Source organism: Luteimonas suaedae, assembly GCF_008312895.1.
Lineage (GTDB): Bacteria > Pseudomonadota > Gammaproteobacteria > Xanthomonadales > Xanthomonadaceae > Luteimonas > Luteimonas suaedae.
In genome coordinates this window covers 40,363-52,263 of the sequence record NZ_VSSP01000004.1, presented here as the reverse complement: position 1 = coordinate 52,263, position 11,901 = coordinate 40,363, and the positions used below count along the sequence as shown (strand labels likewise).

Here is an 11,901-nt window from a genome sequence, read left to right as displayed (position 1 = left end):
CCGTTCAAGCCGGATGCCTCGATGACGCGCGCTGATGTCCGCTTCGCCCTGCTGAACCTGGTGCCTGCCGCCGGCTACGCCGGCTTCATCCTGCTCAGTTTTTGGCTGATGGGCGGAGGGACGATCCAGCCGATCACGCACTGGCTGGCGTTCTCGCTCGGTGCCGGGCTGTGGCTGGTCACCTGGATAATCCGCGGGATGGCCTTGCGCGGGCGTTGGTTCGCGCTGGCCCCACTCGCGCTGCTGGGGCGGCTGACGGCGAGCCTGTTGATCGGCTCGTTCGCGTTACAGCTGGCCGTGCGTGGCGTGCTGGTTGGCGCGGCAGCGCTGGGCATGTTCGCGATGCCGAACGATGGCGGCTACGGCGCGCGCGCGATGCTGATGTACTCGATCCAGGTCGCGCTCATCCTCGGCCTGTGGCTGGCATTGTGGAGCGGCTGGCATTTGGCGCGCTACCGCCGGCAGAGCGAACTGGCGCGGCTGCGCGCCGAATCGCAGCGCAATGCGCTGGAACTGGATGCGTTGCGTGCACGGCTCAACCCGCACTTTGTCTTCAACGCGCTGAACAATGTGCGTGCGCTGATCAACGATGAGCCGGCGCGGGCACGTGAGGCGGTGACCCGGTTGTCCAACATCCTCCGCCACGCGCTGGAGCACAGCCAGCGCGACTCTGCGTCGCTGGCCGAGGAATTGGCGGTGATCGAAGACTACCTGGCGGTCGAGAGCATCCACTATGAGCAGCGCCTGCGCGTGCACCGCGACATCGCTACCGGCGCGCTGGACGCGCAGCTGCCGCCGATGCTGCTGCAGCTACTGGTCGAGAACGCGATCAAGCACGGCATTGCCTGCACCCCGGGTGGTGGCGAGCTGGCCGTGGCGGCTTGGCGCGATGGCGACAGGCTGGCGATCCAGGTCAGCAACCCCGGATGCCTGGACGCGTCCAAGCAGGAATCCGGCGTCGGCCTGACCTACCTGCGTGCACGGCTGGCGCGCGAGCCCGGAAACCGCTTCGAGCTGCGACAGAACGGCCCGCGCGTATTGGCCCAGCTGGAAATCGCGCAATGAGCGAACGCTTGCGCGTGCTGATCGTCGACGACACCCGCCTCGCCCGGCACGAGCTGCGCACGCTGCTGGGCGACCTGGCCAAGGTCGAATGCGTCGGCGAGGCCGACGACGTGCCCGCGGCGCGCGAGGCAATCACGCGGCTGAAGCCCGACCTGGTCCTGCTCGATATCCAGATGCCGTCCGGCACCGGCTTCGACGTGCTGGACGGACTGGACGCTGCGCCGCTGGTGGTGTTTACCACGGCCTACGATCAGTACGCGGTGCGCGCGTTCGAGGCCAATGCGCTGGACTATCTGGTCAAGCCGGTGGTGCCGGAACGGCTGGCCGCGGCGATCGCCAAGGCCTGCGCCAGGCGCACAGCGGCGCAGTCCCCGGAATCGTCGTCGCGCGGACTGCTCAGCCATGACGACCAGGTGTTCCTGCGCGACGGCGAACGCTGCTGGTTCGTGGCGCTGCACGAGATCAGCCGGATCGTGGTCGACGGCAACTACGCCCGGGTATGGTTCCGCGGCGAGACCGCATTGCTGCCACGCAGCCTGAGCGCACTGGAGGCGCGGCTGGATCCGGCGCTGTTCTTCCGCGCCAACCGCAATACGCTGGTGAACCTGCGCATGGTCAGGAACGTCGAACTGTCGGTCGGCGACGGCTACGATCTGACCCTGAAGGACGGCAGCACGGTCGAGGTGTCACGCCGTCAGGCGCGGGAACTGCGCGAGCGCCTGACCCTATGAGATGCGGCTCGGCCGCGCTGATCGATCGACAGCGCGATCGCCACTTCCAATCCGGCCCACGCGCCTGCCGACGTTGAAGATCGCCAGGCTCAAAGCCGCGAGCAGCCAGACGCCCAGGGCGGCATACAGCATCACCCAGTCGAAACCCTGCGCGAGCGCGGCGTGGACAGCGTCGGAGGCGACCAACCCGTGCGGCAGCGCTTGCGGATCCTCCAGCGCAGACAGATTGCCGGCGGCAATCTTCTCCGCAGCACCGCGCAGCCGAAGGGGATCGCCTGTAGCACTTCTGTGCAGCCTGACTCGGGAATGAACCCAACGTCCTCGTAATAAGACTCTAACAAGAATCTAATTCATTGGGGTACTCTATCAATTAAGATGCATATAAGCATCTTATATGACTCCTGCGAGGCGGCCACTCACGGGAGAACGAAGCCCCCGATCGGAGATTCCCATGCATCCCCTGCGCGCTCTTTTCTCGCTTGTCGTTGTGTTCGTACTGGCGGCCTGTACCACCAATATCAAGAAGAACTCTGCATCCGCCAGCACGTCCGTGCCGATGGAAGCCACCAGCGTCCGCTCGGGCAGCACCTCCGTCGACCTTTCCGCAGTACCGGCCGATGCACCGGAGGACCTTGAGCGGGGGATGGCGCCGGGTCGCATGAATCTGTCCGGTGAGGGACGCGTCACCAACCAGGGCGCGTCCATGGCCGCCGCTGGGCCGCCGGCCACCCCGGTCGACGCCTCGCCGGTGGACAACAGCGGCCCTACCCGCGCCGAGCTCGATGCCGAGCTCCTCTATCCCGAAACGGCCATCCGAGATCCCTGGGAGCGCTACAACCGCCGGATGTACTCGATCAACACCAGGCTGGACAAATATGTCGCCCGCCCCATCGGCGTGGCATACGACAAGGTGATACCCGATGTCGTGCAGCATCGAGTCACGGCCTTCTTCGCGAACCTGCAGGAACCGCGAACGTTCGTCAATCAGATCTTGCAGGGACGGCCAATCGGCGCGGCCACGACGCTCGGTCGCCTGCTGGTCAATACCACTGCAGGGGTAGGCGGCATCTTCGACCCGGCCAGCAGGATGAAGCTGGAACGCACTACTGAAGATTTCGGCCAGACACTGGGCGTATGGGGTTGGGACGACTCGCGGTACTTCGTCGCGCCCCTCCTGGGGCCACGCACGGTCCGGGACTTCGTCGGGTACTTCGGCGACAGGCCCGCCGCACCGATCCAGTACTTCGACAGTGATGGGGTGAAAACCGGCCTGACGATTTTGCAACTCGGCAGCATGCGATCCGCGGCGCTGCCCTTGGACAAGATGCGCGCCGAAGCCGTAGACGAGTACGCGTTTGTGCGTGACGCGTGGATGCAAAGGCGCCGCCAGCAGATCGAACAGCGGCCATAGGACAACGGCCAGCCGGCAACCCTATGCGAGCGTCATCCAACAGCGGGCGAACACGACTCCTACGGAACCGCGGAGGTCCGCGAACGGCGGGCGACATTCAGCCCGACTTCGGCTGGTCCGCCCGCACCAGCGGCAGAAAAATCGTATCGACCCAGGCTTGGCGCAACTTTTCCGACGGGGCCGACCGATTCATGATGGCGTAGTGCCGGTACAGATCGCCCAGTAGCTCGGAAACGACAGGCGTCATTGTGCTCGGATCGATTTCGCCGCGCTGGACCGCGCGATCCAGAATGGCAGACAGCACACCGCCCTCGCCCTCCCGCAAGGCGGCACGCAGCTCTTGCGGTGTTCCGGCGCCGGCTGGCGCCGATTCAACATGGAGGAGGGAAAATACCACCGAAATGACCCCCAATCGCGCACCCGCGCGGTCGAGGAACTCGAGCAACTCGGTTCTCAGATCCCCACACTCCTGAACGTTCAACGGGTGCTTGGACATCTGGTGGCGGAGTGTCGCCATGGCGAGCGCAGCGCGGCTTTCCCAGCGTCGCGCCAGCACGGTGCGGCTGGTTCCAGCACGAGCGGCGACTGCTTCCATGGTCAGGGCCGCGTACCCCTTCTCGGCCAGCTCAGCCCATGCACTCTCGAGAATGGCCTTCTCGAGCGCCGGGCCTCTGCGCCTGGACTTTGTCGCCTGGGTCGCTGTCATCTGGATGTCGGAACGAAGACGAGCATCAGGATACAACTGTGGACCTTCCAGGCAATCCAGATTTCGTGGCCGGCAGGCCAATGGTAAGCATGATGGCGGCCGGTACCGGGTTCGAGGCAAACCTCGACTACCTCCGTTCGGGGGACTTCCAATTGGAAAGTTGACTATGGTCCCGGGTTCACGGTTCCTTGCCCCTGACACGAATGGCGCTATTTGAGGTTCTTTTGCCTGTTTGCGTGGACATGCCCAGGCACCAGCCGGACGGTCCATACACACGACCGGAGATCCGTAGGAGCGCGCCATGCGCGCGATGCCGCGGGCATCGTGCCGCCATGCGATTCCGTCTACCGGTACGCCTTCCGGTTCGCGGCGGGGCCGCCGATGACAGGACCGGAGACGTCGCCGGTATCGCGCGCATGGCGTTGATCTTCGACGGCATGACGTCCATGGATTCTCGCCTTCGCGGGAATGACGATGCTCGAGTAGACGCCATTCGTTCCTGGCACCGTCTCCACAGCTAATGGTCCCGGACACCGTTTTCCCGGCTGGCGGAGCCAACCCAGCCGATACGCTTGCCGGCGTTGAAGATCGCCAGGCTCAAAGCCGCGAGCAGCCAGACGCCCAGGGCGGCATACAGCATCACCCAGTCGAAACCCTGCGCGAGCGCGGCGTGGACAGCGTCGGAGGCGACCAACCCGTGCGGCAGCGCTTGCGGATCCTCCAGCGCAGACAGGTTGCCGGCGGCAATCTTCTCCGCAGCGCCGCGCAGGCGTTCGGTGCCGATCTGGCCACCAAGGCTGTCCTGCAGGCTGGAATGAACGCCGGCAAGCAGGATGAATCCCATGATCGCGATATTGATCGACAGGCTGATGAAGCGCGCACTCATGTCCATGCCGGATGCCATGCCTGCCCGATCACCGGGGACCGATCCGGTCGTCGTGTTCGTCACCGGCGTGTTGGTCAGCCCCAACCCGATGCCGGCCAACACCAGGCCGGGCAGCAGCGTGGCCCAACTGGCCTGCACGGCGTTGCCGCCGAACCGCATCAGCAGGAAGCCTGCGCCGATCGCGAACAATCCCGCCGGAATCACCCGTCCCGCGCGGTAGCGCAAGCTCAGCCGCTCGGCCAGCGGCGGCATCACCAACGCCGGCAACGTGTACGCGAACAGGCATGCGCCAGCGGAGAAGACGCCGTAGCCCAGCACGCCTTCCAGGTAGATCGGCAGATAGACGATGAACGGCCAGAAGCTGAAGTTCATCGCCATCGCGCCGACCATCGCGCCGGAGAAATCGCGCAGCTTGAACACCGAAAAATCGAACATCGGATGCGGGTGCGTCTTCTCGGCCCACGCAAAGGCGACGAATCCCGCCACCGTCACCGCGGCGATTCCGATCGCGGCGGTACTGGCCAATCCCAGGCCCGGTGCCTGGGTGATGTAGAAGACCAGCCCGAACACCGCCAGCGACAGCGCGGCGATGCCGACGCCGTCGAGCTTCTTCGCCTGCGGATCGCGCGATTCACGCACGCCGATGAGCAGCGGAAGCAACGTCGCCACCATCAACGGCACGTGTACCAGAAACACCCAGCGCCAGTTGGACAAGGCGACGATCGCGCCGCCGATGAGCGGCCCGAAGCCGAGCCCGATACCGAACACCACGCCCCACACCGCGAAGGCGCGCGCACGTTCGCGACCGGCCGGAAACTGATGCGACAGGATCGCCGTGCCGCAGATCAGGATCGCACCGCCGCTGGCGCCCTGCAGGAACCGTGCGGCGACCAGCGTCCAGGCGCTGCTCGCCAGGCCGCAGATCAGCGAAGTGAGCCCGAACAGGAGCAGGCCGATGACGAAGATGCGCTTGCGCCCGAAGCGGTCGCCCAACGTCCCGACCGCCATCAGCACTGAGGTGCAGGCCAGGGTGTAGGCGTTCATGATCCACTGCATCTGCGCGAAGTCCGCATGCAGCTGGCGCTCCAGCGTCGGCAGGATCACCGGCACGCTCGAGATCTCCAGGCCGAACATCAGGGAGGACAGGGAAACGGCCATCAAGGCGGCCGTGTTGTGGCTGATGCGGGTCATCATCGCTCCGGGTGAAGCTGTCGGGACCGCTGCGGTTCGACGCCGTCGCCGCAGCCGGGCGGCCATCGGGCGACGGCGGCGAGCGGGAACAATCACAGGCGCGGTGCGCGCCGCAGCGGGGGAGCGGCATTGTCGGCAACACCCTCTGATGAGGGAAATGATTAAGTTTTACGACTATCATTAATTGTCTTCATGTATCTACGCCCGCCATGGACTTCGATCCGACCCTGCTGCGCACCTTCGTTGCCGTTGCCGACACCGGCAGCTTCACCCGTGCGGCGCAGCGCCAGCACCTGACCCAATCGGCTGTCAGCCACCAGATCCGGCGCCTGGAAGAACAGGTCGGCCGCCGCCTGCTCAGCCGCACGACGCGCAGCCTGACGGTGACCGAGGACGGCGAGGAGCTGCTCCGGCACGCGCAACAGATCCTGCGCTCGTTCGATACGCTGGCCCGGCGTTTCCGCCCTTCCCCGCTGTCGGGCACGGTGCGCTTCGGCGCACCGGAAAACTTCATGCGCGCGCGTCTTCCGCGGCTGCTGTGCCGTTTCGCGCGTGATTTCCCGGCGGTGCGGCTGGACGCCAGCATCAGCGCCAACCTCGACCTGCCGGCGCTGATCCGGAGCGGCGACCTGGACCTGGCCGTGGTGATCTCGCTGCGCGACGCGGACAGCCCGGCCACGGGACGACTGCTACGGCGCACGCGGCTGGTCTGGGTGGTCGCCGAGACGTTCGAGCCCCCGCGCAACGCGCCCTTGCCGTTCGCGTTCTATCCGCCGCCCTGCGTACATCGGCAGGTGGGCGTCCGTGCGCTCGACGAGGCCGGCATCGACAGCCATATCGTCTTCACCTCGCACAGCCAGGAGGGCATCCACGCCGCCGTGCTGGCGGGATTGGCGATCACCGCGATCGCCTGCGACGACATCGAGCCCGGGATGCGGATCATCGACGGCGCGTACGGCCTGCCGCCGCTGCCCGACATCGATTTCGCGCTGGTCTGGAGCAGTGGCGGCAAGACCCCCGCGTCCACCGCCTTCGGCGAACTGATCTGCGAGATGGCGTAGAAAGCGGTAGGGCTACAGGCGGTTGACCCGGAACCTGCGTCCCTTGATCTTGCCTTCGCGCAGCGCCGACAGCGCCTTGGCCGCGTGCGCACGGGCGATGGCGACATAGCTGCGGGTGGCGAATACGTCGATCCTGCCGATCGCGTCCTTATGCAGTCCGGCGTCGCCGGTGAGCGCGCCGACGATGTCGCCGGCGCGCAGCTTGTCGGTGCGGCCGGCGTCGATGCGCAGCGTGGCCATGGCGGCGGCCGGGACGTTGCCCGCCTTGCCCGCCAGCGGTTGCAGCGGTTCCCAGCGCAGCGGCTGGCCCTGGCGCTCCTCGATCGCCTGCGCGCGCGGGAGCTCGCGCGGCGCGCACAGGCTCAGCGCCAACCCGTCGCGGCCCGCGCGTCCGGTGCGGCCGATGCGATGCAGGTAGGTGTCGGGATCGGTGGGCAGCTCGTAGTTGACCACGGCGCCGAGATCCTCGACGTCCAGCCCGCGCGCGGCGACGTCGCTGGCCACCAGCACGCTGCAACTGCGGTTGGCGAACTGCACCAGCACTTCATCGCGATCGCGCTGCTCCATGTCGCCATGCAGCGCAAGCGCGGAAAAACCGTAGTGGGACAGCGAGCCGACGACCTCCACGGTGTCGGCGCGCGTGTTGCAGAACACGGCGGTCGATTCCGGTCGATGGCGCAGCAGCAGGGCGGCCAGCGCCGGCGCGCGACGCGCGGGGTCCACTTCGAAGAATAGCTGCTCGATGGTGGCCGGCTGCGCGCCGCCGTCGATGCTCACTTCCAGCGCATCGTGCAGCATGGCATTGCCCAGCACGCGGATCGCGTCGGGGAACGTGGCCGAGAACAGCAATCCCTGCCGGTCCTTCGGCAATCGCTTGGCAATGTCGCGGATCGCGTCCTCGAAGCCCATGTCGAGCATGCGGTCGGCCTCGTCCAGGACCAGCGTGCGGACCTCGCCCAGGTGCAGCGCCCGCTTCTTCGCCAGTTCCTGGATGCGCCCGGGCGTGCCGACCACGACGTGCGGCGGGTGCGTCAGCGAGGCCAGCTGCGGGCCGAGCGGAATGCCGCCGCACAGGATCGAGAGCTTGAGGTTGGGAATACCGGTCGCAAGCTTGCGCAGCTGCTTGCCGACCTGGTCAGCCAGCTCACGCGTGGGGCACAGCACCAGCGCCTGGGTGCCGATGCGCGCGGGGTCGATCCGGGTCAGCAGCCCCAGGCCGAACGCGGCGGTCTTGCCGCTGCCGGTGGGCGCCTGCGCAATCACGTCGCGGCCGTCGAGGATGGCGGGCAGGCATTGCGCCTGCACCGGCGTCATCGCCGTGTAGCCGAGGGCGTCGACGCCCTGCAGCAGCGCGGGCGGTAGGGCGAGGGAGCTGAACGAAAGCGGCGTGGTCATGCGCGCATGATCGCAGGTTGGGGTGGTACCCGCGCCCGGCGCGGCGCGGCGCGGCGGAGTATGCGCAACACGCCGGCGACCGGCCACGCATGGACCCGATCCGACTTGCCCGTTTGCATGGACAGGCAAGCCATCGGCAGGTCGGCCCAGGAACTCCGTAGGAGCGCGCCATGCGCGCGATGCCGCGGGCATGTCCGGTCTCGGTCGGCGGTCGGCGGTCCCGACGCGAACCGGAAGGCGTGCCGGTGGACGGAGTCGCGTGGCGGCACGATGCCCGCGGCATCGCGCGCATGGCGCGCTCCTACGAAGCAGTCCGGCCTTCGGGCATCCCTTCAGTCGTCCAACGCCTCGATGACGAGGACCCAGTCCTCGCCCGGACCCGACGAGGGCGGCGTGAACGTCTGGATGCCTTGGCTTTGTTCTTCCGGCCTGAACGCGTAAGCAGTGCCGTAACGCGGATCGAACCAGGATTGGGCGTGACTCGGCGAGCGGATCAGTCCCAGATCGAGCGTGAACGGTTCTCCGCGCGGGGAATAGACGATGACACGGGAGCCGTCCGTCGCGCGCGCGGCCCGAATCTTGGCCGCGCCTGCGATGGGACCGTCCAGAATGATGCTCTGGTCGGGAACCAGCGTGTGGAAACGATGCGCTTCCATGAAGCGGCGCAGAAGGCCCATCTGCCGAGCGCCGGGATGGTGCAATGCTTCATGCCAGGGTACGTTGCCCCCGATCGCGGGCTGCCTGCCCGGGGTCCACATCTGCCAGACATTGTTGTCGCCGTAGGTGTGGCCCGCCGCGCCGGCGAGCACCGACCACCAGGCGGCCTGGCGAACGTCGTCGTCGCCGAAGCGCACATGCGGATTGTTGCCCTGGTTGTAGAAGCCGACGGGGATCTGTTCGTAGCGTGGCTCGCCATCGATCGTCGGCCGCCGCGGGCGCAGGGCGCGATCGTGTTCGGCGTACAACCCGGTGTCGTGGTTCGGCGCAGCGTGCGACGACTGGTTCATGTAGAAGTCGAGCCACGGCGCCTCGCCCAACTGTACGGACGACAGCCCCGGCCCGCGCGGATGGAACGTGATGAGATGCGTCCCGCCGTCGCCGCTGCGCAGGCCCGCTGCCATCGCATCGATGATGGCGCGCTCGGACGCAGTGCGGACATTGGAATCGCCGCCGAGGATCCAGATCACGTCGTCATTGCGGTAGCGTGCACCGAGAAAGCGCCCATAGGCCTCGGCGCCTTCCGGCGTGAAGATCTGGTCGTCGCCCTCGCGCCAGTATCTTCCCCAGGACGGAAGCAGGCCGACGACCAGACCCAGTTCGTTGGCGCGACGGACGATATGGTCCACGTGCTCGAAATACGCCTCGTTCGGCCGGGCGGGGTCCAAGTCGACCAGCGGCAGTTCACCATAGGCGTTCGGCTCGCGCAGTCCGTTCAATTCCGCCAGCGCGACGGCCTGGATGACGGTAAAGCCTTTTTCGGCGCGATCCCGCAGATAGCGATCGGCCTCTTCCCGGTCGAGCCGGTGGAACAGCTGCCACGCGGTGTCTCCGAGATAAAAGAAGGGCGCTCCGTCCTCGCGCTGGAGATAACGGCCGTTCGGCGACACCTTCAACCGCCCTTGCGCAAATGCATCTGCAGCGGCGACAGCGGCAAGCGACAGCACCAGCAGCAGCGCCGCCGCAGAACTGAAACGCCTCAAGGCACTTCGCGACATGCTCCCTCCACGTCCACCGGCCGCCAGGACAAGCCCCAGAGGCGGGCAATCGGGTTATCTTTCGTGAAATGACACCGGTTTCCATGCTAGCGCAGGTGGGTTCGGCGCCGCTAGCCTCGTCGGCCGGCCTTGTTGCGCCGCCGTGCGCCGTGAAGTGTGTCGCGTGGCCGCGCCCGCGCTTTCGCGTCAGCACCGGGCGCGCCCGGGTGGACGGCTGCGCACCAGCTCCAACGGCCCAGGATCGCCTGCATGCGAGGGGCGCGCCAGGCCTATCAACCGCGAGGTGACAACTTGATCGTCCGATTCCTGTGCACCGCCATCGCCCTGTGCAGCGCCATGACCGCGCTTGCCGCGGACGCCCCAAGCGGCGCGCACGATACCGCCGATGCGCCGCAAAGGCTCGTCGTTCTCACCGACATCGAGGCCGATCCGGACGATACCCAGTCGCTGATCCGCCTGTTCCTGTACGCGAACGAGATCGACATCGAGGGCCTGGTCGCCACCACCTCCACGCACAAGCGTTCGTCGCCCATGCCCGAGTCGATACAACGCCTCGTGGACGGCTACGCCAAGGTCCGGCCCAATTTGGTGACGCATGACCGCAGGTATCCCGACGCGGATCGCCTGCGCCAGGTGATCGCCGAAGGTGTCTCGGTCTACGGCATGGAGGGCGTGGGCCCGGGCAAGGACACCGCCGGATCCGACCTGATCATCCGGGCGCTGGAACGTCCCGATCCCCGTCCCCTGTGGGTGTCCGTCTGGGGCGGCGCCAACACGCTCGCCCAGGCCGTGCATACCTTGAAGCGGACCCGCACGCCCGAGGAACTCGACCGGTTGATCGCCAAGCTGCGGGTCTACACGATCTCGGACCAGGACGATGCCGGCATCTGGCTGCGCCGGGAGTTTCCGGGCGTCTTCTACATCGTCACGCCAGGCGACAACTATGGCGTGGCCACCTGGAACGCCATCAATCGCGTCATCGACGGGATCGACAACGCCACCATCAGCAACGCCTGGGTGGCGCAGAACATCCAGCAGGGGCACGGCCCGCTGGGCGCGCTGTATCCGGATGTCGTGTGGGGACTGGAAGGCGACACCCCTGCCTTCCTGCACCTGATCCCCAACGGGCTCAATCATCCGGAACGGCCGGATTGGGGCGGCTGGGGCGGCCGCTATCGGCTGTACACCCCGTCCGGAGACACGATGCTCAACGACAAGAACCACGGGCCCGAAACCCGTCCCATCTGGACGAATGCCATCGATGCCTACGGACCGCCGGAACAGGCCGAGTATGGCCGGGCGGTCCGCGACACCGCCCCCCGCTACCGCGACGCCCTGGTGTCGTTATGGAGATGGCGGGACGATTTCCAGAACGATTTCGCCGCGCGCATGGACTGGACCGTCAAGCCCTACGCCGAAGCCAACCATCCGCCGAAGGTGGTACTGGGCCAGCCGCGGCAGCTCACCGTCAAATCGGGTCAGGGGGTCGCGCTCAGTGCGCGCGGAAGCTCCGACCCCGACGGCGACAGCCTCGGGTTTCACTGGTTCTGGTACCCGGAGGCAGGCGATTTCGTAGGCGATCTTCCTTCCCTCTCGAATGGAGACACCGTCTGGGTCGAGGCGCCCCGCGTCACGAAACCGGTCGACCTCCACGTCATCCTGAGGGTGAACGACAAGGGGACTCCGTCCTTGGCCCGGTACGCGCGGACCGTCTTGCGCGTGGAGCCATAGAGGCCGCAC

9 protein-coding genes are annotated in these 11,901 nt (G+C 66.8%); 5 read left to right on the top strand and 4 right to left on the bottom strand.

Annotated elements, in window-relative coordinates:
* The first annotated feature begins 21 nt into the window (after positions 1 to 21).
* The 3 genes from FXO19_RS07960 to FXO19_RS07945 all read left to right on the top strand — a co-directional run bounded on the left by FXO19_RS07960 (position 22) and on the right by FXO19_RS07945 (position 3,207).
* Positions 22 to 1,065: a sensor histidine kinase gene (locus FXO19_RS07960; RefSeq protein ID WP_149194554.1), complete on the top strand. Its 1,044-nt coding sequence runs from the start codon at positions 22 to 24 to the stop codon at positions 1,063 to 1,065.
* Complete coding sequence (locus FXO19_RS07955; protein WP_149194553.1) at positions 1,062 to 1,796, top strand: LytR/AlgR family response regulator transcription factor; 735 nt, start codon at positions 1,062 to 1,064, stop codon at positions 1,794 to 1,796. The genes FXO19_RS07960 and FXO19_RS07955 overlap by 4 nt, the downstream gene beginning before the upstream one ends.
* A 451-nt stretch (positions 1,797 to 2,247) precedes the next feature.
* The gene (locus FXO19_RS07945; RefSeq protein ID WP_187775688.1) at positions 2,248 to 3,207 is read left to right on the top strand and encodes an MlaA family lipoprotein; all 960 of its coding nucleotides are present in this window, start codon (positions 2,248 to 2,250) and stop codon (positions 3,205 to 3,207) included.
* Between the two features lie 97 nt (positions 3,208 to 3,304).
* On the opposite strand, the gene FXO19_RS07940 is transcribed toward FXO19_RS07945, so the two are convergent.
* Positions 3,305 to 3,913: a TetR/AcrR family transcriptional regulator gene (locus tag FXO19_RS07940; protein ID WP_149194550.1), complete on the bottom strand. Its 609-nt coding sequence runs from the start codon at positions 3,911 to 3,913 to the stop codon at positions 3,305 to 3,307.
* A 517-nt stretch (positions 3,914 to 4,430) separates the two neighbouring features.
* Positions 4,431 to 5,990 carry an MFS transporter gene (locus FXO19_RS07935; protein WP_255516344.1) on the bottom strand — a complete coding sequence of 520 codons (1,560 nt, stop codon included), beginning with the start codon at positions 5,988 to 5,990 and terminating at the stop codon, positions 4,431 to 4,433.
* Between the two features lie 209 nt (positions 5,991 to 6,199).
* Here FXO19_RS07935 and FXO19_RS07930 point away from each other — a divergent pair, with 209 nt between their 5' ends.
* Entirely contained in the window at positions 6,200 to 7,051 is an 852-nt protein-coding gene (locus tag FXO19_RS07930) for a LysR substrate-binding domain-containing protein (RefSeq protein ID WP_149194548.1), read from the top strand.
* A gap of 12 nt (positions 7,052 to 7,063) precedes the next feature.
* Here FXO19_RS07930 and dbpA read toward each other — a convergent pair whose 3' ends face one another.
* A complete protein-coding gene (dbpA, locus tag FXO19_RS07925; RefSeq protein ID WP_149194547.1) occupies positions 7,064 to 8,446 on the bottom strand; it encodes an ATP-dependent RNA helicase DbpA in 1,383 nt (460 codons plus the stop codon).
* A 332-nt stretch (positions 8,447 to 8,778) separates the two neighbouring features.
* On the bottom strand, positions 8,779 to 10,161 hold the full coding sequence (locus FXO19_RS07920; protein ID WP_223115456.1) for a glycoside hydrolase family 140 protein: 1,383 nt from the start codon (positions 10,159 to 10,161) through the stop codon (positions 8,779 to 8,781).
* A gap of 249 nt (positions 10,162 to 10,410) precedes the next feature.
* On the opposite strand from FXO19_RS07920, the gene FXO19_RS07915 reads away from it, so the two are divergent.
* A complete protein-coding gene (locus FXO19_RS07915) occupies positions 10,411 to 11,892 on the top strand; it encodes a DUF1593 domain-containing protein (protein WP_223115455.1) in 1,482 nt (493 codons plus the stop codon).
* Positions 11,893 to 11,901: the final 9 nt, after the last annotated feature.